Origin of the sequence: Pedobacter nyackensis, assembly GCF_032678475.1 — a bacterium.
GTDB classification, from domain to species: domain Bacteria; phylum Bacteroidota; class Bacteroidia; order Sphingobacteriales; family Sphingobacteriaceae; genus Pedobacter; species Pedobacter nyackensis_A.
Genome location: NZ_JAVTSF010000002.1, coordinates 552,653 through 577,382 on the forward strand (window position 1 = coordinate 552,653; position 24,730 = coordinate 577,382).

At 39.3% G+C, this 24,730-nt stretch carries 21 protein-coding genes; 10 read left to right on the forward strand and 11 right to left on the reverse strand.

Translation table 11 applies throughout. The annotated features are described in order from the left end of the window. Positions 1-2: 2 nt before the first annotated feature. On the reverse strand, positions 3-1,871 hold the full coding sequence (gene mutL / locus R2Q84_RS09910) for a DNA mismatch repair endonuclease MutL (RefSeq protein ID WP_316816373.1): 1,869 nt from the start codon (positions 1,869-1,871) through the stop codon (positions 3-5). A 188-nt stretch (positions 1,872-2,059) separates the two neighbouring features. Here mutL and R2Q84_RS09915 point away from each other — a divergent pair, with 188 nt between their 5' ends. Next, positions 2,060-3,877, forward strand: a complete 1,818-nt coding sequence (locus R2Q84_RS09915) for a serine hydrolase domain-containing protein (RefSeq protein ID WP_316816374.1) — start codon at positions 2,060-2,062, stop codon at positions 3,875-3,877. Between the two features lie 6 nt (positions 3,878-3,883). Here the strand turns inward: R2Q84_RS09915 and R2Q84_RS09920 are convergent, their stop codons facing one another. Continuing rightward, entirely contained in the window at positions 3,884-4,612 is a 729-nt protein-coding gene (locus R2Q84_RS09920) for an XRE family transcriptional regulator (RefSeq protein WP_316816375.1), read from the reverse strand. A gap of 64 nt (positions 4,613-4,676) precedes the next feature. Here R2Q84_RS09920 and R2Q84_RS09925 point away from each other — a divergent pair, with 64 nt between their 5' ends. Beyond that, positions 4,677-5,579, forward strand: a complete 903-nt coding sequence (locus tag R2Q84_RS09925; protein ID WP_316816376.1) for a HEPN domain-containing protein — start codon at positions 4,677-4,679, stop codon at positions 5,577-5,579. 99 nt (positions 5,580-5,678) lie between these two features. Here the strand turns inward: R2Q84_RS09925 and R2Q84_RS09930 are convergent, their stop codons facing one another. Next, the gene (locus tag R2Q84_RS09930; RefSeq protein ID WP_316816377.1) at positions 5,679-6,641 is read right to left on the reverse strand and encodes an isopenicillin N synthase family dioxygenase; all 963 of its coding nucleotides are present in this window, start codon (positions 6,639-6,641) and stop codon (positions 5,679-5,681) included. A 191-nt stretch (positions 6,642-6,832) separates the two neighbouring features. Here R2Q84_RS09930 and msrA point away from each other — a divergent pair, with 191 nt between their 5' ends. From msrA to R2Q84_RS09945, 3 genes are read left to right on the forward strand one after another with little or no spacing between them, the layout of a single operon-like run. Continuing rightward, positions 6,833-7,432, forward strand: coding sequence for a peptide-methionine (S)-S-oxide reductase MsrA (gene msrA, locus R2Q84_RS09935; protein ID WP_316816378.1), 600 nt, complete (start codon positions 6,833-6,835; stop codon positions 7,430-7,432). A gap of 38 nt (positions 7,433-7,470) precedes the next feature. Then, a complete protein-coding gene (locus R2Q84_RS09940) occupies positions 7,471-7,944 on the forward strand; it encodes a copper resistance protein NlpE (protein ID WP_316816379.1) in 474 nt (157 codons plus the stop codon). Between the two features lie 4 nt (positions 7,945-7,948). After that, positions 7,949-8,209, forward strand: coding sequence for a 4a-hydroxytetrahydrobiopterin dehydratase (locus tag R2Q84_RS09945; protein ID WP_316816380.1), 261 nt, complete (start codon positions 7,949-7,951; stop codon positions 8,207-8,209). On the opposite strand, the gene R2Q84_RS09950 is transcribed toward R2Q84_RS09945, so the two are convergent. The 3 genes from R2Q84_RS09950 to R2Q84_RS09960 all read right to left on the reverse strand — a co-directional run bounded on the left by R2Q84_RS09950 (position 8,192) and on the right by R2Q84_RS09960 (position 12,059). Beyond that, positions 8,192-9,478 carry a hypothetical protein gene (locus tag R2Q84_RS09950; RefSeq protein ID WP_316816381.1) on the reverse strand — a complete coding sequence of 429 codons (1,287 nt, stop codon included), beginning with the start codon at positions 9,476-9,478 and terminating at the stop codon, positions 8,192-8,194. The genes R2Q84_RS09945 and R2Q84_RS09950 overlap by 18 nt on opposite strands. Positions 9,479-9,561: 83 nt before the next feature. Then, positions 9,562-10,836, reverse strand: coding sequence for an SGNH/GDSL hydrolase family protein (locus R2Q84_RS09955; protein ID WP_316816382.1), 1,275 nt, complete (start codon positions 10,834-10,836; stop codon positions 9,562-9,564). A 17-nt stretch (positions 10,837-10,853) separates the two neighbouring features. Further along, on the reverse strand, positions 10,854-12,059 hold the full coding sequence (locus R2Q84_RS09960; protein ID WP_316816383.1) for an OmpP1/FadL family transporter: 1,206 nt from the start codon (positions 12,057-12,059) through the stop codon (positions 10,854-10,856). Positions 12,060-12,307: 248 nt separating this feature from the next. On the opposite strand from R2Q84_RS09960, the gene R2Q84_RS09965 reads away from it, so the two are divergent. After that, the gene (locus R2Q84_RS09965) at positions 12,308-12,940 is read left to right on the forward strand and encodes a nitroreductase family protein (protein WP_316816384.1); all 633 of its coding nucleotides are present in this window, start codon (positions 12,308-12,310) and stop codon (positions 12,938-12,940) included. A gap of 187 nt (positions 12,941-13,127) precedes the next feature. Next, positions 13,128-15,857, forward strand: a complete 2,730-nt coding sequence (locus R2Q84_RS09970) for a carboxypeptidase regulatory-like domain-containing protein (RefSeq protein WP_316816385.1) — start codon at positions 13,128-13,130, stop codon at positions 15,855-15,857. A 54-nt stretch (positions 15,858-15,911) separates the two neighbouring features. Here R2Q84_RS09970 and R2Q84_RS09975 read toward each other — a convergent pair whose 3' ends face one another. Further along, positions 15,912-17,450, reverse strand: a complete 1,539-nt coding sequence (locus R2Q84_RS09975; RefSeq protein ID WP_316816386.1) for a PspC domain-containing protein — start codon at positions 17,448-17,450, stop codon at positions 15,912-15,914. Next, entirely contained in the window at positions 17,447-17,815 is a 369-nt protein-coding gene (locus tag R2Q84_RS09980; protein WP_316816589.1) for a PadR family transcriptional regulator, read from the reverse strand. Before R2Q84_RS09980 ends, R2Q84_RS09975 begins: the two co-directional genes overlap by 4 nt. A gap of 234 nt (positions 17,816-18,049) precedes the next feature. Here R2Q84_RS09980 and R2Q84_RS09985 point away from each other — a divergent pair, with 234 nt between their 5' ends. After that, entirely contained in the window at positions 18,050-18,208 is a 159-nt protein-coding gene (locus R2Q84_RS09985) for a hypothetical protein (protein WP_316816387.1), read from the forward strand. Positions 18,209-18,211: 3 nt separating this feature from the next. Here the strand turns inward: R2Q84_RS09985 and R2Q84_RS09990 are convergent, their stop codons facing one another. Next, on the reverse strand, positions 18,212-19,354 hold the full coding sequence (locus R2Q84_RS09990) for a putative sensor domain DACNV-containing protein (RefSeq protein WP_316816388.1): 1,143 nt from the start codon (positions 19,352-19,354) through the stop codon (positions 18,212-18,214). A 36-nt stretch (positions 19,355-19,390) separates the two neighbouring features. Then, the gene (locus R2Q84_RS09995; protein WP_316816389.1) at positions 19,391-21,676 is read right to left on the reverse strand and encodes a TonB-dependent receptor; all 2,286 of its coding nucleotides are present in this window, start codon (positions 21,674-21,676) and stop codon (positions 19,391-19,393) included. A 90-nt stretch (positions 21,677-21,766) separates the two neighbouring features. Between R2Q84_RS09995 and R2Q84_RS10000 the strand changes: the two genes are divergently transcribed. Together R2Q84_RS10000 and R2Q84_RS10005 are read left to right on the forward strand one after the other, a co-directional pair. Then, on the forward strand, positions 21,767-22,429 hold the full coding sequence (locus tag R2Q84_RS10000; RefSeq protein ID WP_316816390.1) for a metal-dependent transcriptional regulator: 663 nt from the start codon (positions 21,767-21,769) through the stop codon (positions 22,427-22,429). Between the two features lie 39 nt (positions 22,430-22,468). Continuing rightward, entirely contained in the window at positions 22,469-23,752 is a 1,284-nt protein-coding gene (locus tag R2Q84_RS10005) for a DUF2130 domain-containing protein (RefSeq protein WP_316816391.1), read from the forward strand. A gap of 29 nt (positions 23,753-23,781) precedes the next feature. On the opposite strand, the gene rlmF is transcribed toward R2Q84_RS10005, so the two are convergent. After that, on the reverse strand, positions 23,782-24,720 hold the full coding sequence (gene rlmF, locus R2Q84_RS10010) for a 23S rRNA (adenine(1618)-N(6))-methyltransferase RlmF (RefSeq protein WP_316816392.1): 939 nt from the start codon (positions 24,718-24,720) through the stop codon (positions 23,782-23,784). Between the last annotated feature and the right edge of the window lie 10 nt (positions 24,721-24,730).

The following is a 24,730-nucleotide window of genomic DNA, read 5'->3' on the forward strand; positions in this document are numbered from 1 at the left end:
ATCTATTTATCAAATTTTTTATCAAGTTCAGCTAATCCAATCGTTTGGATAACCGGTTTACCACTAATACTAAAGTTAGGTGTTTTACAGGCAAAAAGTTGCTCAATCAATGTATTCATCTCTTCCTGTCCTAATGCAGCTCCATTTTTGATGGCACTATTTCTCGCCATACTTCTGGCCAAGGCATCTCTTTTATCTAATTTCAGTTCCTGCTGCGAATTTTTAAACCCTTCTATCAGGTGTTCAAACAACTGGGTTTCATTCACATTTCCTCCACCCAAATCAACAGGTATACCTTCAATCACTAACGTATTTTTACCAAACTCTCTTACCTCGAAACCTAAACTTTTTATGTCTTCCAGTAAACTCTTTGCCAGTTCATAGTCATTTGGGCTTAAAGTAACAGTTTGTGGAAACAGACTTTGCTGCGAAGCACCCTTTCTGTCTTCCAGGTGTAACGTAAAACGTTCATACAGGATCCGTTCATGTGCAGCTTGCTGATCTATCAGCATTAAACCCGATTTAATCTGAGAAATGATATAACGGTTATGCAATTGCATCAACTGTTTTTGAACCGGGCTAAACTGATGTTCTGTTTCTGCAAGAGGTAAATCCAAAGCCCCTTGCTCTACCTCTGCATGGTTTGCAATCTCATACAATGAACCCCAGTTCTTCGTACTTGGAGATATACCACCTCCGCCGCCATAACTTTTTGGGAAACTAGCATAAGCAGATTCCCGCGTAGTAGAGGGCTTATCCCCGGCAAAAGGGTTAAAATCAGGGTTAAAACTGATACTTGGAGGAACAATTTCTTCTGGTGATTTATGGGTAATCATTCCACTAAAGCCAGTCTCCTGATCGAAATCTATAGTCGGACTAATATTAAACCGGCCCAAAGATCTTTTCACTGCTGAGTGAAGTATGGCGTAAATGGATTTCTCGTCCAAATACTTGATTTCTGTTTTCGTAGGGTGTACGTTCACATCGATATTCGCCGGATCAATATCTATAAAAAGCACATACATAGGAAAATGATCGTCCTGTAGCAGCTCTTCATAAGCCCTGTTAACCGCATGGTTCAGATAAGGATCTTTAATGAAACGATTGTTGACAAAAAAGAACTGCTCACCCCTTGTTTTTTTTGCGTACTCCGGCTTACCGATATAGCCTTTTAAATTGATGATGCTGGTTTCCTCTTCTACCGGAATCAGGCGCTCATTATAATTGTTCCCAAATAAATGAACAATCCGTTGCTTTAAAACGGAAGATGGTAAACGATAAATCTCAACCCCATCGTGATGAAGTGTAAAGGAAATTGCAGGATTTGCCAAGGTTACCCGTTGAAATTCATCAAGGATATGACGCATTTCTGCCGGATTACTTTTCAGGAAGTTCCGTCTAGCCGGTGTATTATAAAAAAGATTCTTTATGCTAATGCTTGTACCTTCAGGAGTGGCTACCGGCTCTTGTTTTACAAAAACTGAGCCCTCTATTTCGATCTTGGTCCCAAGCTCTTCATCATGCTTACGGGTTTTCATTTCCACCTGCGCAATTGCAGCGATAGAAGCCATAGCTTCACCTCTAAAGCCCATAGTACGTATGGCAAAAAGGTCTTCGGCTTTACGTACTTTGGATGTAGCATGGCGTTCAAAACACATTCTTGCATCGGTAACGCTCATCCCCGAGCCATTATCGATCACCTGAATCAGCGCTTTTCCCGCATCCTTAACAATTAACTGTATTTTATTTGCTCCCGCATCAATCGCATTCTCCAATAGCTCTTTCACCGCTGACGCAGGCCGTTGTACTACCTCGCCTGCGGCGATTTGATTGGCTACACTATCGGGTAAAAGCTGTATAATATCTGACATCTATTTCTCTTCAGTAAAGTTGCTAATTTAGGCAAAATACGGCTTATCTTAACCTATCTTTTTAGATATTTGCGGCACATCATCCAGATATTACCATAAAATTACCATTATATTTACCTCAGCAATGACAGATTAAAACCCTGATAATTACGTTTTATAATCAAAGCTATTACAGAGAAACTCCGTTCATGAAAAAAAACAAGCTTGCAGGCATCATTACCACTAGTTTATTCGCCTTATCTACATTCACCGCATGCGCACAACAGGAACACCAGCAAAACGAACAGATATTGATGGTTTCCAACACCATTACCAGCAATACAGCACTACTTAACAATCAGGACAATACCATTCCACTGTTAAATCTGGATAAAAAAAACATCGCTTCAGTAAATCTTGGTTTTAACAACCAATCTGTCTTTGATAGCCTATTGAGCAAATATGCAAAGATTGGCACTTTCAGTGCTGCTGACTATGCCAATTCAGCGACATTAAACGATCTGGAAGACGATCTCAAATATTTCAATACTATACTAATTACCATACCCTCCGCTGCTGCCAACGATTCCCGGAACATTAATTTTATACTAAGTATAGCAAAAAGCAAACAGGTGATAATTTCCCTGTTTGGAGAAGGGAGGGCACTTAATGTATTAGACGCGCTTAATGCGCCTATCCTGTGGACTGAACAAAACACTCCTATAGCTGCGGCCATTATACCACAAATGATTTTTGGCGGCATAGCTGTCAGTCAGAAACTCAATCACAGTTTTTCTCCAAAATACACTTTAGGCACTGGTTACACAACCAACGTTATCCGGTTGAAATACACATTGCCTGAAGATGCCAAAGTAAATGCAAACAACCTGAGCGAAATAGATCATATCGCAACCGAAGCCATAAAAGCACATGCTACTCCAGGCATAGTTGTACTGGTTGCGAAAGATGGAAAAGTAATATTCAATAAGGGATATGGCAATCACACTTATGAAAATAATAATCCAGATAAGCTAACCGATATTTTCGACGTTGCCTCACTAACCAAAACCACTGCTACTACTCCTACCATCATGCGCCTGGTTGAGCAACAAAAGTTAAACCTGGACACCAATATCGGCGCTTATATTCCGAAAGCAAGAACTACCCCAATGAACAGCATTAAGATAAGGGAAGTCATGTTGCATCAGGCTGGTTTTATCCCTTACATCGCTTTTCACAACAATATACAACCCGGCGACTACAGCAGAGACTCCAGTGCGCTGTATAATACAAAAGTGGCCGATAATTACTATATCAGAAAAAACTATTTTAAAGATGTCATGTGGCCTAAGATGCTAAATTCACCAATAAGAACCAGAGGTACTTATGTGTATAGTGATATCAGCATGTATGTCATGAAAGAGATTGCAGAACGTATTTCCGGCATCCCGCTGGATCAGTACGTACAAGAAAATTTTTATAAACCTCTTGGTATGCAAACGGCTGGTTTTTTACCAAGAAACAGGTTCCCGAGAGAACAGATTATTCCGACAGAACAAGATAATTACTTTAGAAAAACGCTATTGCAGGGATATGTTCATGACCAGGGTGCAGCACTTTCCGGGGGTGTTTCAGGTCATGCAGGCTTATTCGCAAGTGCTAACGACATCGCGATCATTTACCAGATGTTTCTAAATAAAGGCAGCTATGGAGGGCAGCAATACTTTACACCTCAAACTGTAGATATGTTTACAGCAAAGCAGTCCAATGTAAGCAGAAGAGGTCTTGGTTTCGATAGATGGGACCCGGATCTGACCAAAAAATACCCTTCAGAAACCGCATCCCCGCAAACCTACGGACACACGGGATATACCGGAACCTGCGTTTGGGTTGACCCGGCAAGAGGCCTGGTCTACATCTTCCTTTCCAATCGTGTATACCCCAGCGTTACCGATAAGCTAAGCACTATGAAAATCAGGGGACGAATACAGGACGTAATTAACAAAGCTATCGATAAAGGGATATAATTTTCCTTATAACTGATGACGGGTAACTTTCCCTTTCACTATAAATAGTCTTTTGATCATCTCTTTGTCCAATACGGTGTCTCCTTTAAAATTAGGATTTGAAGAGCGAAGCACAATCTTCTTTTCATTTGAATGTTCAAACAATAACTTGACAGTTGAAATGCTGTTTGCCCGCTCATCAGCAATTAACAAATAAGCCTCTCCCCATTGTATTACTTCAAAGTTTTTGATTTCTCTAACCGCTATGATTTCCCCGCTGGCGTATTTGGGGTACATGCTATCGCCATATATGGGCAGATAAGCATCGCAATCGTTAAAAGGCCTGTAGTTTACATAGTATTCAGGCGGTTCATTCAGTGTACTAAAGCTCTCAAATGATATTTCAGAAAGATTTACGTTAAAAAAAGGCACCCCGGGATCAATCACCTTTGCGGCCACCGCCCCTTCATCAAACATATCTCCTTCTCCAGTAAACAACCACTCCGGATTAACATGATGATGTTTAATAATTTCATTTGATAAACGCCTGCCAATCTTTCTTTTACCATGCTCTATGGCAATACAATTGCTGATGTGGGGAGTTATATCTTTATAAAATAACCTTCTTCCCATCCCCTTCGCTTCGCGGACTTCTTTTATGCGAGCACCAATTTTATCGTCCTGTAAATCAGTATCTTCCAAATTAATATCTTTTTTATAGTCTTTTGATTTGGTTTTTCGATCAAAAGATATCACGTTTACACTCTAGTTAAGCTAATGTAGTAAACATTAATATAATAAACACAATATAAATTAAAGTATGAAAAAACGAAAAACACCGGGCATGGCTGCTCAAGACACGACAGTCAATGTAGAGACCAAAGAGCTGAGGAGCATTACACGAGCTATCCTCACCAAAACCAAGGCAGAAAAGATCATCTGTTTTGGCAGCACTATCAAAAATGTACAACATAATAGTTGTTTTATACAAGAAAAGCCACAAATTACGCTAAAACAAAACAGTTACTATCTTCTCGTTATTCCGGCAGTTAATGAGCTCACCACGGATATCATTTTACAACAAAAACTAGAGGAAGCAGTTAAAGAAATTGCCAGTGTAACGATTATTGTACACCGTATGGAAGAAATTAATATGGCCTTACAGAATGGCAGTTCTTTTTTTAGCGCCATCTACAAAAATGGAAAGCTACTGCATGATAATGATGTCGAACCATTTATTGTTCCAACAATAGGTATAGCCATTAGTAAGCGCATTAGCAAACGGGAAAAATTCTGGGATCAATGGTATCTGCTTTCCGATAACTTTTTACAAGGCGCTAACTTCTACTATGAGAAGCAACTCAACAATCTGGCAGTCTTCATGTTGCACCAAAGTCTTCAGCATTGTTATTCAGGGATGTTAAAAGTACTAACAGGCTATCGAAGTAACAGTAACAGCCTTAAAAGATTGTTAAAACTCATTGACAATATCCTGCCTGAATCTTCATTTTCACCCGATCAGCACACACCTGAAAATGCCAGGTTATTAGGCTTGCTTCTGAAAGGTTTTGGAGATGCCCGATATAGTGACAAGTTTGAAGTTACCAATGCTGAACTAAATATTTTGATAACCCGAATCGAAAACATTCTAAAACAAGCCAATACCGCCTGCCTAAATCACCTCAATAACCTAAAACTAGGAAAAACGCCCTACATCGCCTAATCCCTCCGCAATCTCCTTCACTCCCCCCTAATTGAACACCATTTTTGATTTATAAAATTTAGTGCAGCTGTTAGTAAAGAGCGCACTAAATTTTTCTTATTATTTTTTCAAACCAATTTCTCTTAACCTTTCATCCAGGTATTCACCAGCCGTCATATCGACATACTTTTTTGGATGTTCTGCATCAATACAAGATTCCAAACTGGTTAAATCCATATCTCTTCTTGGATGTAAAAAGAATGGAACAGAGAACCTTGATGTTTTCATCAGCTCAGGTGGCGGATTAACGACCCTATGGGTAGTCGACTTTAGTTTATTATTGGTTAACCGTTGCAACATGTCTCCAACATTCACTACAATATCTGTATGGTGTGCTTTAATTGGCAACCACTCTTCGCTTCTGGTTAACACTTCCAATCCATCAGCACTTGCACCGATCAACAATGTAATCAGATTAATATCCTCATGAGCACCGGCACGAACCGCATCATCCGGCAAAGCATCGGGGTTTTCAATTGGAAAGTAATGAATACCTCTTAAAATAGAGTTTCCATTGTGGACATGCTTGTCAAAATAATCGATAGGCAATTCCAGATAAGTAGCTATTGCCCTCAACAGGTGTTTTCCGTTCGTTTCCAGATGTTGATAAATCTCTCTTGTTACCTGGTTAAAACCGACAATCTCCTCCAGATATTCGTTAGCGGGATATTGCTCTTTTATAGGATCGCCATCTGTGACTTCCTGACCGATTTGCCAGAACTCTTTCAAGTCGGCCGTTTTTGCACCTTTCGCAGTTTCCTTACCTGGGCTGGTATATCCACGCTGACCGGCTAACTCAACTTTTTCGTATTTCTTTTTTTGCGCTTCGGGAAGATTAAATGCTGCCTGTATATTTTGATACAACTTATCTATCAATTCCTGACTTAAGCCATGATTGGTAATAGTTACAAAACCAGAATCGTTAAATGCCTTGCCCAGTTCGTCAGAGAACTTTTTTCGCTGTGCTTCACTTCCATTAATGTATGAGCCCAGGTCTAAACAGGGAATATATGGTGTAGACATATGTTTTATTTTATAGGTAATAACAATCTAATTTAAGAAACTCTTGTTAATAAATCTTAACCTGGCAAATGCGCACCATTTAAACATCTGCTTGTAAATATGTTAAGTTACCAACACAAAGCACCTCAAATTGAGTAAATTATCAGATAATTGTAAATCCAATCCTTAATCTATTACGTAATTTAAGTATTATGAAGTTTTTAGCAATTATGATTATAACGCTTTTATCAGGAATCCATACAGATGCCCAGATTAAAAAACCGCAGAAAGCAACCTTTGGAATGGGGTGTTTTTGGTGTTCCGAAGCCTTATTTCAAAAACTGAACGGTGTAATAAGCGTACGGTCAGGATATGAAGGAGGAACAGTTGCAAACCCTTCTTATGAAGATGTTTGTAGTGGAACAACCGGCCATGCCGAGGTTATTGAAGTGACCTATGATCCCACAAAAATCAGATATGATGAATTGCTGGAAGTGTTCTGGAAAAGCCATGACCCTACTACTTTAAACCGTCAGGGGGCTGATATCGGCACACAATACCGGTCCGTTGTTTTTTACCACAATGACGAACAGAAACAAATTGCCGAAAGATATAAAAAGGAATTAAACAACGCCAAGGCATTCGACAAGCCAATCGTCACTGCAATTAACAAATCCCAGATATTTTATCCGGCCGAAAATTATCATCAGGATTATTTTAACAAGAGTAAGAATCAACCTTATTGCCGGTTAGTTATTCTACCTAAAATGGAAAAACTAGAGAAAATATTTAAAGCAAAACTAAAGCAATAGGTTTTTGTTTATTCTTGTAAACAAAATACCTGTATCACATGAAAAAACAAATCTTCAGCATTGCACTTGCTTCCATCGTTATATGGGGCTGTAATTCAGCAACAAAACAAAGTTCCTTAACAGACAGCACAGCTGTTTCCGACGGGATCGATACGCTTGCTGTAGACAAAGTACCGGGTAATGATACACATAATGCACAAAACTCCTTAGACTGGGCGGGCACCTACAAAGGTGTTACTCCTTGTGCAGATTGCGAAGGAATAGAGACTGAAGTAACACTGACCAGCGACATGACCTTTGTGATTAAGACAAAGTACAAAGGAAAAGGAGAAAAAGTTTTCGAAGAAACAGGTAGTTTTAAATGGGATGATAAAGGCTCAAACATTACACTTGAAGGATTAAAAGACCGTCCTACTCAATTTTTTGTTGGCGAAAACACCTTAACACAGTTGGATATGAACGGCAACAAAGTAACTGGTGATCTTGCTGAAAAGTACATTCTTAAAAAATAAAACTATGGATAACATCTTGCAAAAGCAATGGGAAGAAAGGGACAAAAAACTATATAAAGCCATTATATTTAAAGATTTTCAGGAGGCCTTTACTTTTATGATAAGAGTTGCCTTTCTGGCAGAGAAAAACGACCACCATCCTAAATGGACCAACGAATGGAATAAAGTAGAAATTTGGTTATCTACGCATGACGCAGGCGATGTGGTCACTGAGAAAGACAGGACTCTTGCAAAAGAAATAGATAAACTATTCAGCGATACCTAACCCTTCATCCTTTCTAAAGTATTTCGTATCTACCAGGTATCCTAAAATAGAGTCTGGGTTTTTATCCTTTACCTGGTTAACAGAAAACTCCTGCAAATGCCCTAATTTGAGTAAAGAACCGCATCCGGCATCTCTAAACAGTTTACTAAGCTGCTCGTTTCTGTCGATATGGTAAGCATTAAACTCCGGGAGATTATCAATTTGCATGTATTGTTTATCTGCTTTTTCAATTTCAACTAGTTTTTTCAGCTGATCCCCCTCAGGTGTATCATCATTAGTCAGAAATAAAAAAGTATGGACTACCAGTTTATCTGTATGTAATTTTACCACCAAATATCCGGCCTTCTCACCCGACACCCGATAAGTTACCAGACAGTTACCGTTATGCCAGCAATACTCGATTTTATCCTGCATAAAGATCAGAAAAAGAATCTCGTGCATTATTCCCGGAGTAATGTTAATGCGCTCACTTAAACGTTTCAGGGCATGTGTTTGTACGTAAATATCCAGGGGAATATCCATAATACCTGATTTAAAACCCAGCATCGAAGGTTTAACTTTCACATATTTCCATTTCAGGTCGGGATATACCCAACCCAACCGCTTAGTACTATGCAGACCGTCTTTTAATGACACCGTAACCGCATCTGGCTTAAATGCATGAATTAAAATATCATTAGCTGGATAGAACTGTTCAAAACACGCAGAGGCAGAAGTGTCCAACTGCAGAATACTTTCATTGTAATCGCTAAAAAACCTTATTGCATCTATAAGCAGTTCCCTTAATTGGTTTTGTATCTCAATGTATTCCTGAGTATCAGGAAAATAGGGTTCAAAAGGCTTAAAAATAAATTCATTTGCAGGATCATTATCTTTAGCAAGCTCAGTCATTGCGTCGATAAGCATAATTCCTTCAGATACATACCAGCTTAACGGGATTTTATTACCGTTTTCCAACTGCACATACATATCCTCCATCAGGCTGTACAATAACTTGTTAAACTTCACAATCGTAGACTTAGGAATAGAAGATCCTTCAGCTGCCTTAGCCTTCAATATAGGATAACGGCATTCGAATAATTTCTCGATATATATGGGAGGTATTCTTGCAAGTAGCTCCGTCCCCCCATACAAAGTAAATAATTGCCTTACACGGTCTTCAAACCTCGCTCGCAATGCAAGTTCCTGTTGTTTGACATTTAAAGATGTTTTTAGGGCTGTACTTTTCTTCTTCTTTCTGTTCACGACATTGAAATTACTTCTGATCAAGATAATTAATTTCTCAAAAAAAACAAGAAACCCCTACCAGCTTAAAAGCAAAACTACATCGAATGCCGTCTTTTCAAAAGACACTAAGGTAATTTAACCCCTCTATACTTAGTAACATCAACAACTGGAATACTTGAACCATATTTGGCATTGATGGCCGAAATAAAAGCATTGGCCGTTATAGCATATCCCAATGGAGTTAAATGTATCCCATCTAAAGAAAAAAGATTACCGGTAATAAATGCTCCACTAACCGGGATCCCATTAACCGCCTTTCCCGAACTGTATTCGTTGAGCAAAGCATAGGCATCCATTATAGCTAATCCTTTAGCATTTGCGATACTTTTAATACTGTTATTATATGAAGTGATATAATCATTCACCACAACCACTTCATCTATATCCAACACATACTTACTTTCCACAGGGTTTAAAGGATGTAAACCATAAGGGATATTCCCCTTACCAATTACGTTATCAGAATTTAATGTCAAGGTAAACAAATCATTCGCTGTAGCGGGTCTTGTTACACCCGCACCCGTTTTAATATAAATTTTATCAACAGTAGGTGCAGTAACCTGAATGCCTTTTAATAAAGCAGCTAAAGTTACCGTTCTGAAATACGCTGTTGTCGTAACATCAGGAATAGTCCCCACCACACCTTTAGCTCCGGTTGAAGTCAGCTTATCAATCACAGCACTATACTCGCTCGCAAACAATGCTTTTGGCGTTGGCAAATCTCCCGTTGCACCAACAGAAGCGTAAGCTAAAATATCATTATTACCCAACCAGTTACTAAAAAAAGTCCAGGGTTTAGCAGTAACAAAATCCAGATAAGTAGTTGGGTTAGTCCCATAGTCACCAGGCAGCATGCGTTCAAAAAGACCATTGAAATTGCCGTAATTTGACAATCTTGCATGTGCCAGTTTAATATTCGGCACCCCATAATTGTTAATGTCTCCGGTATATTTAGCATAAAGTGTAACCCCGCCAACCTGACCGCGAATAGCAAGATTAGAAGTTTCTTTTCCAAAAGTCGGCACACCATTGGTTAAGGCCGTTAATTTTAAATAACCAGTTCCATTGAATTGGGCGGCCGGAAAAAAAGGCGTACTAAAACTGCCCCCTCCAACTGACTTCATCTGTTCAGCAATCATCCCAGGAAAAGAGTTCTGTTGTCCTTCAAGGTATAAACCTCCATCCGAAAATCCAGCAGTAAGCGAATTACCCAAGGCTATATAACGTGTAAAATCAGCTGTTCCTTTACTTGGAGTAAAAGTTTCAATGTTAGGTTTGCAGGACACCAGTCCAAAAATGGCTAATGCCAGCCCAACTTTATAAAAATATTTTGAGTTCATGATGTTCAGTTTGGAGATTAAAATTTATACGATAACGCCATTCCAGGAATATAGGCGACAGTTTTAAAAGTCCCGCTCAGACCTGTTTCCCGATTGGCTTCAGTTCTTGATTTTAGATTTTCATATAAGAAAGAGAAATCAATGCCTAAACGCTTCGTAGGCTTTATACCAATACCCGCACTTAAAAGAATACGATTTGCATCCGGCACTTCCGGCGTAACAAACCCCTTGCCCACAGGAGATAGCGCATAGCCGGCACCAGCTCTTAACGTTAAAAAGGAAGTAGTTTCATTTTGTATTCCTATCCTAAAAGTTGCGGCATCATGGTAATTACGTTCCGATAAGGTAGGACTTCCCTTGTCGTAATAAAAATTAAGGTCTTTGTAAGTATGCCACCATACCCAGTTGACATCAAGGGCAATTGTTGTTTTGTCTGAAGGATAAAACCCAAATCCAATTGTACTTGTTGCTGGCAACGGTAAAGTGGCATTAAACTTAGTAGGCAGCAAAGGCTGTACTGCTGCAGGTGCATTGAAGAAATTAGCATCGCCATTTTCTACTTTAGCCGTCACTTGTGACCGGTGAGTAACACCAATAGACACTCCCGAAATCGTTTTTATAAATATACCGGCATTCCAGCCGAAATCTTTTGAGTCGCCTTTTAACTGAGCCGTAGTTTGCACCCCATTATTGCTATAAGGAACTGCTCTCTTAAGGTCTACCTTCCCCAGTGCATAAACCAGACCACCACCGATACCTATCTCATCAGTAATTCTTAAACTTAAAGTAGGCTGGATATAAATAGCCTGCAAATCAAGAGAAGTAACCGCATACTTTCCAGTCCAATCCTCATTCCAGTGCATTGCGCCTCCAAATGGAGTATATACACCAATACCAAATCTCAGACGGTTTTCTGCTGAACCAAAAACAGCATAAGCAGCTAGTGGTGTAGGTACTTTATTTTTATTATACTCTGTGTTGGGTGAACCTGTCTGGTTAAATGCTGTTTTAAGCCAAATTCCATGTGCCCCGGCTTGCACTCCATTTTGTTTAAGAAAGGAAACAGCTCCCGGATTAAAAAATATAGCAGCTTCATCAAGTGCAAGTCCTGCACCTGCACCGCCCATTGCAGTTTGCTTTTGCCCTTGTAGGTTTACCTGAAACGACTGGGAGAAACCCAGAACCGGAACAGCAAGTAAAAAACTCAGTAAGATCTTTTTCATTGGTATTGTGTTTTAAGGATGATGGTTTTTATAAATGTAGATGTGATTACAACAAACATCGTCAGCAGTAAGTTTTAGCTAATATAAAACTATGCATGCATAACAAAAAATATTTTTTTCATTTAAAAGTCAAAAGCTCAGGATTGTTACCGCTGATAATAATAACATGTGTACATTTGCTAACACTGTTATTATTTGTTAAAATAACAGAAAGTAAAAATTGGAAAAATAGATTTAAATAATAGATTATGAGCTTAATAGAAGCACTTAACTGGCGTTATGCTACAAAAAAAATGAATGGTGAGCAGGTTGCTCAGGAGAAAGTAGATCAGATTTTAGCTGCAGCGCGTCTTGCACCTACTTCATCTGGTTTACAGCCGTTTAAAATTATTGTGGTAACCAATCCTGAATTAAAAGAAAAGATAAAAGCCGTTGCTTACAATCAGCAACAAATAACAGATGCCTCTCATGTATTGGTTTTCGCTGCGTGGGATAATTATACAGAAGAGCGTATCAGGTCAGTATTTGCTTATACAAACGGCGAACGTGGTGTACCTGAATCAGCTACTGCTGACTATGTAAATACACTGATCGGCATGTACACCAACAGAACTACTGAAGAGAACTTTCATCATGCAGCCAAACAAGCATATATCGCTTTCGGTGTAGCACTTGCTGAAGCAGCATTGTTAAAAGTTGATGCCACACCAATGGAAGGTTTTGAATCTGCGAAATTAGACGACTTACTTGGCTTAAAAGATCTTGGCCTACGTAGTACAACCATTCTACCACTTGGTTATAGAGATGAAGCCGGCGACTGGTTGGTAAACCTAAAAAAAGTACGTACACCTTTAAACGAGTTTATCATCGAATCTAAATAGTCGTAGTTTTTTTACGATAAGATCCGAAAACGGCTCAATTTGCTTGTCCTCATGCTCAATATATTCCGGCATGAAGACAAGCTTTTTTTTGTTATAACTGTCAAAAAATGTTAAAGATGCAAGCTTGTTAGCCTATTCATTTCATAAATGAATATATTAGCAATATTAATTGTATATAAACATTTTGATGAGATTTATAAATTTTGCAATCGCACTGCTATTACTTTCAACGGTGGCTCACTTTTCGGCCTTTGCGCAAGATCAGGACAGCGTTGTTTTAGATAACATTTTAAAGAAAACTAAAAAGCTGACCGACGAGCGTCCGGTAGAGAAAGTATATCTGCATTTCGACAAACCGTATTACAGTGTTGCCGACACCATGTGGTTTAAGGCTTACCTGACCATGGAGCAAAATTTGCCTTCGCAATTGAGTAAAATTGTGTACGTAGACATTATGAATGCGAAAGACTCACTGGTACAATCCATAAAATTACCTGTAGTTGCCGGGGTTGCAGCCGGATATGTTCCGCTCAGCCCAACCAGTTTTCAACAAGGTAATTATTACATTAAAGCTTACACCATATGGATGTTAAACTTTAGTGACGATTACTTCTTCAGCAAAACGATAGCAATTGGCGAAGCCATAGAAAAGCAACTAAATACTCATTTTAGCTATAAAACTACCGAAACTGATAAAACACAGGTCATAGATGCCGTTATCCAGTTTAAAAACCGCGACAATGTTGTCCAGGCCGGAAAAACCGTAAACTGGAGGGTCTTGTCTAACTACGATGTCGTTACAAAAGGTAAGGGTGTTACCGACGCAAATGGCTTTCTAAGAATAAAGATCGATCCAAAGAAAAGTGATAAAATCAAGAATGGTGAACTGATCACCGACATCAACCTTACGGAAAAAGAGATATTAACCTCAACTTTCAGCTTTAAACCCAGCACTTCGGCTACTTACGACGTTCAGTTCTTTCCGGAAGGTGGCGAGATCGTTACCGGAATTGCATCGAGAATAGGATTTAAAGCATTAAAAGAAAATGGCGCGGGTGTAGACCTAAAAGGCACCATTGTAGATAATGGTGGTAATAAGCTCATTGATTTTAGCTCCAGCCATCTGGGCATGGGGTCTTTTTACATGAATACTGAAGAAGGAAAAACCTATAAAGCCAATGTAACTTTTAAAGATGGCTCAACCAAAAGCTTTGACCTGCCAAAACCTGTATCATCGGGTATAGTAGCCCAGGTTAGCAATACAGACTCGCTTGCATTCAATTTAAAAATTATGGCTAATGATACTTATTTTGAGGCCAATAAAAGTAAAACATTATTCATTGTAGCTACTAATGGTGCTGTTATTTATTATGCTGCAAAAACAAAGCTGAATACCCAGGTAACTTCGGCAAAAATCCCTAAGGATAAATTCCCAGGTGGTATTGTACAAATTACCTTGTTTGCTGAAAACGGTGAACCGATCAGTGAAAGGCTTGCTTTTAATTATCAGCCCAATGCAGTCAAACTTTCGTTAAAAACAGATTTACCTACTTACAAACCACGACAAAAAGTAAAACTTGCAGTAACAGCTAAAAATGGCGCCGAGTTTGCTGAAGGAGATTTCTCTGTTTCTGTTACGGATGAGCAGAAAGTGCCTGTAGATGAGAACTCCGAAATAACCATTTTAAGTTCATTATTGCTTACATCGGACATAAAAGGTTATGTAGAAAAGCCTAACTATTATTTCACCAAAACCAATGCAAAGAAACTAGCAGATTTAGACGTACTGATGCTTACTCAAGGCTTCCGTCGTTATGCATACAAAGAAATACTTACAGGCAAATTCCCTCCTGCTACATTTTTACCTGAACAGAGCATGGTTCTATCGGGTACATTAAGAGATCGTACCGGTATGCCTGTAAGAAAAGGTAATCTACGTTTAACGGTCCCAGGAACAAGGATCGGTGTTGAGACGCTAAGTAGTCCCTCAGGGATTTTTGCTTTCCAAAACCTTAATATTCCCGACTCTTCAGAAGTGGTCATCAGTGCAAAATACAATCCGAATGGCAACAACCTGATGATTATAATGGATGGACAACCTGCACCGCAACTAACCAGGAACCCTCATCCTGCAGAAGAAATTGTCAATATTGACAGTACCATGTCTGCTTACTTAAATAACAGCAAAAGACAGTATAGTTACTTGCGTACGCTAAAAGAAGTAAAAATTGAAGGCGCAAAAGCAAAAAGACCCACCCATGCCGATTACCCGGCTTTGTCCGGATTGAGTTCTATTTCGGGGACTTTAATTGAGGGGGAACGCTTTAAAGGCTGTAACATGCTCACCATGTGTTTACAGACAATGGCGACCGGACTAATCTTTTATGAAAACAACTTTTACGTAAACAGAGATTACCAGCAAGGCAGCAGAGTACCAGTACAGATCTTTTTAAACGGTATGCCTATAGACTATTTCGGCCTTGCAAGTGTACAATCTAACGACGTAGAAAATGTTGAGGTATTTACTAAAGATGAGTTGGGTACGGTAAATAGAATGTACAACACCAATGGCGTATTGGTGATAAATACCAAGAAAATACCTAAGGGTACAAAAATGAGCATGGAAGACTTTAAAAAGTTGATCCCAGATCCAAGTGTACTTAAATTTAGCCCTAAAGGGTTTAGTAAACAGCGTGAGTTTTATTCACCGAAATATGTGAATGCAGCTGCAACTTATAATTTTAATGATTTAAGAACTACAATTTACTGGAACCCTAAAGTAGTAACCAATGCTACCGGAGGTTTATCTTTAGAGTTTTATAACGCCGATGGTAAGGGAACGTATAAAGCCGTTATTGAAGGCATAGATAAGAATGGGAATGTTGGTCGTTTTGTCTATCGCTATACAGTTAAATAAAACAAAAAATATACATTTTTAAACAACAAAGGAGGCCGTGGCCTCCTTTGTTGTTTAATCTTCTTCTTTATGCTTTTCGAATTTACATTTTGGCCCAGTTTCTGTCATAACCCAGGTAGTATAATCAACCCCAGGTTCATCTTCGCAGTCCCAATAGCCATAGCTATTCAAATGTTTGCTGAACGCATCACTAATTTGCACCTCCGTACCTACGGGTACACTTAAAGTAACCTCTACTTCTTGTCCACGCCAATTGCTTATTTTCGGAATATGTAATACCGGGCTGAAATTTAATGCTGCCCCCTCCTGCAAAAAATCATAGTGGATATTCTGTGCATTTTTTAGCGCAGCTTCAAAAGTTTTACCTCTCGATTTAAAATTCGTGCTTAAAGAAGCCTTACCATCTAAACTTTTCTCCATTCTAAAGCTGATATTCCTCGGCCTGTTAAAATTTTCATCCCGGTTATTTAATATCTTCCTTCCTTTATAGCGAGCCGGATCTATCCGGTAGTTCAAACTATCTTCTTTTGTAAAAAACCTTGCTGTATTTACATTCAGAGAATAAACCGGATAAGTAGCCAAAGGAGTTGCCTGTGCAAATTCTGCCCCTTCTTTAAATTCGCTGGAAATCTTTGCCACATAGAATATTCCCGTTACCACACCTGCCAACCAGATCAACAATAAACCGTAGGACAATACTTTATTTGCAGGGCGTGCATAGAATGCAACACGTATTGAAAAAAGCACCAGTGCCAGCAATGGAATAGCCATGATAATAAATGCAGCTATAGTTAGGGTTATCAGATACTCCTGGTTAACAATGCTAATTGGGAAATAATTATAAACATCCGCGTTCCAAAACCCTAAAAAGGCGGCCAATGCGACAATGAGTGCCAGGAGAAAAAGTGAACCAAAAAGTACTATTGTACCCGCAGTAAATTTAAATATTACCTTACCTGTACCTTGTATAAATTCCCCTATTGCCTGGATAAAACCAGCAAAAAAACCACGTGATTGTTCTGCAAATGGATGCATATAGCTATTTGCAAATCCCTTCAGATTTGTTTCTTCACCGCGCATCTCCATTTTCTCAACCCTGGTTTTTGCTGTGGGCACCATAATCCAAAAAATGACATAAACCAGCAGACCTGCTCCAAATATAAATATGCTTACAAAAGCAAACAGTCTTACCCATTTTGTGTCTATATCCAAATAATGGCCCAGTCCCGAACAAACACCAGCAACAACGGCACGATCAGTGTCTCTATATAATTTTTTAATAGGATCATATTCGGCAGAAGCCCTACGTTCGCCCTCCTCTTCTTCTAATCCTTCAAAATCCTTAACTGAGCCCATTTGTTGAATAACCGATTGTACGTCTGCAATATTAATCACCTGCTTTTGTTGAGTAGCCAAAACCTCTGCAAACATTTCTGCAATCCGGTTCTCTATATCCGTTACAATTTCAAAGTCATCAGCACTTTTCGAAAAATGCTGTTTCACCTCGTTTAAATAAACGGTCAGCATTTCATAAGCATCCTCTTCTATATGAACTATGGAGTTACCTATATTGATATTGTGTGTTTTCTTCATGATTCTGTTTGATTAGTTTGTTCTTTTGATTCCTTATCAGCTACTTTTCTGGAAGTATTGATTGCATAAGAAAGCTCTTCCCAGGTTCCGTCCAGTTGTTTTAAAATACCTTTCCCGCTTTCTGTGAGCACGTAATACTTACGTGGCGGCCCGGAGGTAGACTCCACCCAATTATAACTTAGCAATCCGTTGTTTTTTAAACGGGTAAGCAAGGGGTAAAGCGTCCCTTCAACCACCAGAAGTTTAGCCTGTTTCAATTCGGCGATAATATCAGAAGCGTAAATCTCGCCCCTCGATATTATAAGCAGCACACAGTATTCAAGTATGCCCTTTCGCATTTGTGTTTGCGTATTTTCTGCTATCATCATACAAAGTTATATGTTTTATATAGTAATATGCAATACATAGTACTATAAAAAGAACAAATAATAATATATCAGACTGATAATCAGAACAATAATTTACAATAAATTTTAAGAATTAAACAAGAAAATTAACAGAAAGGAAGAAAAGAAGGAATCTATCAACAAATCAACTTTCTGATTTATTATGGCTCACAATTTGCTAATTGTTAAATACATCTATAAAAACATCTACCTATGTTAATCAAACTTAATCCGTTTCTTCACGTTTTCGCCAGGCGAAAAGAAGAAAAAGCAGAACGGCCACTAAGCAGAAAAGAATGGATTAATGTTGATCGTATTGTAATGATCATTTTGATACTCGCAGTTATTATTGGTGCCGTTATATTTTCCTGATTTTTAAAGCAATAAGGTATCTATCCTGTACGCCTGAACACGGTTTTCCTGCGGAGACCAATTGTATATGGTAAAATGACCATCTTGTGACGCGACCAGTGCGGTAGCGTCGCGCTGATCATGAACAAACTGGGCTGCCGACAAATGTCTTGTACCTCCTACTTTTGCAGGGTGCATCACCACAGCAGCACCGCCTAGTATCGGCTCTGAAAAAGATAATTCATCAATATTTTCCTTTCCTTTTGCCCGTCCTATTTTTGCTCCAAATGCAAGCAATTCGTATTCGTTGCTAATCACCGTTGCACCATCGACAGCAGTTAATCCGGCCAGATGTTCAACTTCTCGTTTCAAGGCCGTTTGCCAAAAAATCTGACTGGCCTCTTTCCTGTCCTGTTGTAAAAGTTTAGATAAACCTGTAAAAGAAGGCTGTATCCCATACTGAATAGGTTTTATGATAGACTGAAGCCAGTTATTAGTGGAATTCGGTACGACCAGCAAGGTTCCCCCACGGCCATGAGCCCGCATAGAAACCGCCAGCTGTATGAGTACATTAACAGAATCATTCCAGTAGGATGGTGCGGTGAGATCTAATAAAGACAGCAGCATTGGCGGACAATCCGGCAAATTCGTATGATCGGTATCGACCATTTTAACCTGATCACCTTTCAACACCGCGATATTGGTAAATTTCCCGAAGCCGTAAATTCTGCGGTGTTTGATCACCAACAATGCCGGTTCAGAAACATCAACGACAAAACAAAAATTAGGAATACTGACCGTGGTTCCCCAGACGTACAGCTCCCCTTCCTCGATCCAGATTCCCAAATGAATGCCTGCACGCTCTACACCCGGAGCAATTTTAGTTAATGTTCCTGGACTTAAAGGTAGGCGCTGTTTAAAAAGCAAAGGATTGCCAGCTTGTTCCGGAGGCAAATAAGCAAGGGATATTTTTGGAGAATGTCCCTCTTCTTTTCTCAAACTTGCCCAAAATGTAGCATCTATAATTGCTTCAACCACATTTGCTGTTGGTAACGGCGCCAAATCTTCTTCACCGCTTTCACTGGCTGCAGCAAGGTGCTGCGCAAAAATCGCTTCCACTTTTGGAGCAATTATTCTTGCGGCCTGGTACGTTGTGCGGTATATCATGCCATAAAGTTAATTGATTTACCGCAAACCACCACATCATTTAATTGTCAATCTAATACCCAGGAATCCCCTGATATTTTGATTTGGACCATACACATAAGTAGGATCAAAAGTTAAACCATACGGATTGTCAGCGGTCATTTTTACACTCCCGTTTGCATTGTACGTTACATTGTTATCGAAAGGATCATTCGCTCTTGCAATAATAAACGGGTTACCGCGGTTAGGTGTCCAGTTCAACAGATTCTTAACACCTCCATACACTTCAATGTTTTTAAAGCCGCCGAAAGTAAGCTGTATATTCTGAATGCTCCATACCGGCGAATACTCACGACGCGGATCTGCTTCACTCAATAATGGCAGACGCATAGGGCTATAAATATTTCCGGTATAGTCAATTATTAGGTTCAGCGGATTGATCTTATAAGAAACAGCCCAGTTACCCGAAAACTTCTCCGTAAGAATCTGCTGCTCTTTAACTCCATTTTCGTAGGTAGCCACATCCTGATAAGTACCCCCTACAATAAACTTCAATCCATTGGTCAAAGTCAGATCCATATTGGCGCTAAAACCTTTACTTACTGCGTAACCATCCAGATTACTATAATTAATCTCATTCGGATTCGTATCAAAATCACCAATAATCCTGTTATTGAAATAGGTATAAAAAGCCGAAGCTTCGATACCAAAGAAAGTTCCGTTGGCGCTATACATTTTTTTAAGATAATTCAAATTTACATTATAGGTTTTTTCCGGCTTAAGCTTACCGTTAACCTTCACTTCCCGTGCTCCGGTTAAAGCAGCATGGTCTTCCGTAAAAATATTCACTACTCTGAAACCCGTTCCCGCATTTAAGCGTAAGATATTATTTTCGTCAATACTCCATTTATAGGCAACCCTTGGCGTAAATATATTTCCATGAACAGAATTATAGTCGTACCGGAAACCTGCCAGAAACTTGTGCTTCGGAGACAATGTGATTTCATCCTGTACAAAAATTCCCGGGAGCCAGGTGTTTCTTTTTAAATCCTGATTTACCCCTGTTGTAGCAGGCGTATTGTCGTCATAAAAAGTATAACGCAGTGCCGACCCAAACAAAAGGTCATGATTGCCTGCTTTCTTGTCCCAGGTTAGTTGCGCGAAGCCGATTTTCTGTTCTGCGATATATGATGTTGTTCCATATCTGCTATCCTGATCATGTTCATTATAAGAGAAAGCAAGAAACAGTTTTTCCTTTACCGGCAACTGGTAACTACCAATCAGTTCCCATCTGTTTGTATAAATACTTTCCCCATAAACCTGATCACCTCCCCTGTACGATTTGTTCCATTGCATCTCTCCGCCCCAACGATCTTCATACACATATCTGCCACCTAAGGTGAACACACGATTATGCTTTCTCTTAAAATTCCATTTCTGAAAGACAGAAATTCGGTCCTGAAGCGTAACATCTGTAAAATTATCGTGGTTATGATCTACCGGATTACCGTACTTAAAATAGTTTACACCGGTCAACACATCAACGTTACTCCCTGCCTTAAATTTAAATCCAAGATCGGTATTGATTTCCCCGTAAGTAGTGCTAAAAATATCGGCAGATAGCTTTGGGGCGTTCTGTGGCTTTTTTGTGATGATGTTGATCAGTCCGCCAACAGCCTCACTACCATACAATGATGAAGCTGGTCCCTTCACAATTTCAATTTGCTCTACCAATGAATTTGGTATACCCGACAAGCCGTAAACGCTGGACAAACTACTTACAATCGGCATTCCATCGATTAAGATCATCGTATAAGGTCCTTCAAGACCATTGATATGAATATCACCCGTATTACAAATGTTGCAGTTCAATTGTGGTCTAACTCCATTCACATTTTGTAAGGCTTCAAAAATACTTGGTGTAGGATTTTTCCTAAAATATGCCTGGGTATATACTTCAACAGGAACAGGACTTTCCAGTCGCTTCACTTCTTTCAAAGTACCTGTTACGACTACCTCGTTCAGGTCATTTTCAAAATGACTTAAATCAAAATTCAAATCAACAGTTTCTGCTTCCTTTATGGTAACGGATTTAATCACTTTTCGAAATCCTACTGCACTTGCTACTATTTTATAACTTCCTAAAGCAATTTTATCAAAAACATAGTTACCGGCACTATCTGTTTTCGTAGTGACAGCAGTACCCGTTAAGCTGACGCTAACGTCGGTCAACGGAGTGCCTTTAGCCACCACTTTTCCCCCTACGCTTCCTTTTTGCGCAAAAACAATCATGGAACAAAAAGTAAGAAGCATAGAAGTAAAGATTTTAACAGAAGTTTTCATTTATCTAATTTTATAATCAACAATACAAAACTATAAAAGTTAGACGAACCTAACAAATGTAATTTGATATTTATTGTTTTATATTTGTGCATGCTATCTTATACTGAAGAAAACTATTTAAAAGCATTGTTAATGCTGAGCTTCCAGAATGAAGAACGTCCAGAAGCCGGCACCAATGAAATGGCCGCCTACCTCGGTGTAAAACCCGCTACCGCTACAGACATGCTTAAAAAGCTAAAGGAAAAGGAGTTGGTTAGCTATCAGAAATATGGCAAAATCCTGCTCACTGAGCTCGGCAGGAAAAAAGGGGTAGCCATATTGAGAAAACACAGATTATGGGAAACGTTCTTATATGAGAAATTAGACTTTAGCTGGGATGAGGTACATGAAGTAGCCGAACAACTGGAGCACATACAGTCCGAGAAGTTAGTGAATAAGCTGGAAGAATTTCTCGATTACCCAGATTTTGACCCTCATGGCGATCCGATACCTAAAGCCAATGGCGACATTCCGGTAGTTGACAAAGTTTTACTAGCTGAAATTACGGCTGCTGAAAACTGTAAAGTTGTTGCCGTCAAAGATACTTCAACTTTATTTCTACAATACCTGGAAAAGCTAAATATCACCATCGGCACAAAAATCAGAGTACTGGAAGTCATTGACTTTGATGGCTCTTTAAACATTCAGATTGAAAACGAAGAACCAAGAAGCGTATCTATGAAGTTCGCCGAAAGTCTGTTTGTAAAGAGATAATATTAGATTTGTACTGATTCCTTAAATTTCAACCTGAATATGTCTACAGAAATAAAATGTCCAAATTGTTCGCACATCTTCCCTATTGAGGAAGTAATGGCAGAGGAATATAAAAAAGATCTTCGTGAAAAGATGGTTTCCTTTACCAAACAAAAAGACGAGGAATATAGTAAAAAACTAAACGAATTTGCCCAACAGCAAAAGCAACAGGAGCAGGCGTTTGAACTACAAAAAAAGCAACAAACACAACTCTTCGAGGAAAAATTAGCAGCAGAGAAAAAACAGTTGCAAACCGTACTGGAAGAGAACTTGCGCAAAAGTATTACTTCTGATTTCGAGAATAAACTGCAAATGCTCGATAATGCCAATAAGGAAAGTGAAGAAAAACTGAAACTAGCCCGATCCAAAGAACTGGATTTTTTAAAGAAGGAACAGGCAATGAAGGAGAAAGAGGCGGAGATGGAGCTTGAAATTCAACGCAAACTACAGGAACAACGCGGAGAAATGGTTGAACAAATCCGCAAACAGGAAGCGGAAAAGACCAATTTAAAAGATACTGAGCACCAGTTAAGGGTAAAAGAACTGGAGAAACAACTGGACGACCAGAAAAAACTTGCCGAAGAAATGAAACGTAAAGCCGAACAGGGATCTATGCAACTGCAAGGTGAAGTTCAGGAGCTTATTCTGGAAGAATTACTACGTAATGCATTTCCTTTTGACCTGGTAACCGAAGTAGGGAAAGGTGTTCGTGGTGCCGATTGTGTACATCATGTACGTAACCAATTTGGTCAGGACTGCGGTAAAATCATTTACGAGAGTAAACGTACCAAAGATTTTTCGATGGAATGGATTGAAAAACTTAAAAAAGACATGCGTAGCATGGGCGTTGATGTAGCGGTAATTGTAACTCAGGCCTACCCAAAAGGCATGGATTGTTTCGGAGAAAAAGACGGAGTTTGGATCTGCTCTTTCGATGAAGTAAAAGCTGTTTCGTACATATTAAGGGACGGCATTGTTAAACTTTTCAGCGCCACTAAATCACAGGAAAACAGAGGTGATAAAATGCATATGCTATATGACTACCTGACCAGCAATGAATTTTCTGAACAATGGAAAGCCATAAGAGAAGGATTTATGAGCATGAAACTATCTATTCAACGGGAGCGTGATGCTATGGAAAAATTATGGAAAGCAAGGGAAAAGCAACTGGAAAAAGTAATGTTGAACGCAGCACATATCCGTGGCTCTATTGAAGGTATCGCCGGTACGGATAGTATTCAGCTAAGCCTGACTGACGATGACGAACCATTATTATTGGATTAAAAGAAGATGGGATGGAACTATATCCCATTCTATCTTCCTTGAACCCAGCTTCGTTGTTCAGCCGGCTCCATAAATGTCCAGGCCACAAATCGACTAATTTTTTGTCCCTGGGCCATTTCAATAGTTTTTACTTCCGCAACATCAGCGCTACGTAAAGCACCATAGATAAATGACAGATTGGCACTTTTAGAAACCAGACTACTAAACCATAAACACTGATCAGCAATACCAGTACTTTCGTCAATCATTTTCCTGATAAATGCGACCTCTCCTCCTTCGTACCACAATTCTGAGTTTTGTCCGCCAAAATTAAGGACAGTATCCTTCCCTTTGTGTTTGCCCAGATTTTGCAGCTTTCTTTTAGTGCCCGATTGCGCTTCCGCAGCCGAAGCATGAAAAGGAGGATTACACATGGTAAAATCAAAAATTTCCCCTGGCTTTACAATTCCCTTAAAAATATGCAGCTTATTACTTTGCTGTCTGCAGCTTATTGCTTTTTCCAGTTGCGAATTAGCTGCTATAATCGCTTTTGCAGCCTTAATTGCACCGGTATCAATATCAGATCCCACAAAACTCCATCCGTACTCCTGATGCCCTATAATCGGGTAAATACAATTTGCACCAACGCCAATATCCAATCCTTTTATAAATTTTCCCTTAGGAACAACTCCTTTATTTCCGTTTGCAAGCAGATCCGCCATATAATGGATATAATCGGCCCTACCCGGTATAGGCGGACACAGATAGTTTTCAGGGATATCCCAAGTCTCAATTCCGTAGAAATGCTTTAGCAATGCCTTGTTCAACATTTTTACCGCTATGGGATCAGAAAAATCGATAGATTCTCCACCGTGTGCATTCATACCAACAAAGGAATGCAAGGCTGGCAAACTCTTTATGAGCTCAGGGAAATCGTACCTGGAGCGGTGTTTATTCCGGGGATGAAGGATGTTTTTTTCTGCAGACATAGGTTTAAAA

Coding starts and splice junctions, on each gene's coding strand:
- mutL (WP_316816373.1), bottom strand. CDS start 1,871: ATGTCAGATATTATACAGCTTTTACCCGATAGTGTAGCCAATCAAATC.
- R2Q84_RS09915 (WP_316816374.1), top strand. CDS start 2,060: ATGAAAAAAAACAAGCTTGCAGGCATCATTACCACTAGTTTATTCGCC.
- R2Q84_RS09925 (WP_316816376.1), top strand. CDS start 4,677: ATGAAAAAACGAAAAACACCGGGCATGGCTGCTCAAGACACGACAGTC.
- R2Q84_RS09930 (WP_316816377.1), bottom strand. CDS start 6,641: ATGTCTACACCATATATTCCCTGTTTAGACCTGGGCTCATACATTAAT.
- msrA (WP_316816378.1), top strand. CDS start 6,833: ATGAAGTTTTTAGCAATTATGATTATAACGCTTTTATCAGGAATCCAT.
- R2Q84_RS09940 (WP_316816379.1), top strand. CDS start 7,471: ATGAAAAAACAAATCTTCAGCATTGCACTTGCTTCCATCGTTATATGG.
- R2Q84_RS09945 (WP_316816380.1), top strand. CDS start 7,949: ATGGATAACATCTTGCAAAAGCAATGGGAAGAAAGGGACAAAAAACTA.
- R2Q84_RS09955 (WP_316816382.1), bottom strand. CDS start 10,836: ATGAACTCAAAATATTTTTATAAAGTTGGGCTGGCATTAGCCATTTTT.
- R2Q84_RS09960 (WP_316816383.1), bottom strand. CDS start 12,059: ATGAAAAAGATCTTACTGAGTTTTTTACTTGCTGTTCCGGTTCTGGGT.
- R2Q84_RS09965 (WP_316816384.1), top strand. CDS start 12,308: ATGAGCTTAATAGAAGCACTTAACTGGCGTTATGCTACAAAAAAAATG.
- R2Q84_RS09970 (WP_316816385.1), top strand. CDS start 13,128: ATGAGATTTATAAATTTTGCAATCGCACTGCTATTACTTTCAACGGTG.
- R2Q84_RS09975 (WP_316816386.1), bottom strand. CDS start 17,450: ATGAAGAAAACACACAATATCAATATAGGTAACTCCATAGTTCATATA.
- R2Q84_RS09980 (WP_316816589.1), bottom strand. CDS start 17,815: ATGATAGCAGAAAATACGCAAACACAAATGCGAAAGGGCATACTTGAA.
- R2Q84_RS09985 (WP_316816387.1), top strand. CDS start 18,050: ATGTTAATCAAACTTAATCCGTTTCTTCACGTTTTCGCCAGGCGAAAA.
- R2Q84_RS09990 (WP_316816388.1), bottom strand. CDS start 19,354: ATGATATACCGCACAACGTACCAGGCCGCAAGAATAATTGCTCCAAAA.
- R2Q84_RS09995 (WP_316816389.1), bottom strand. CDS start 21,676: ATGAAAACTTCTGTTAAAATCTTTACTTCTATGCTTCTTACTTTTTGT.
- R2Q84_RS10000 (WP_316816390.1), top strand. CDS start 21,767: ATGCTATCTTATACTGAAGAAAACTATTTAAAAGCATTGTTAATGCTG.
- R2Q84_RS10005 (WP_316816391.1), top strand. CDS start 22,469: ATGTCTACAGAAATAAAATGTCCAAATTGTTCGCACATCTTCCCTATT.
- rlmF (WP_316816392.1), bottom strand. CDS start 24,720: ATGTCTGCAGAAAAAAACATCCTTCATCCCCGGAATAAACACCGCTCC.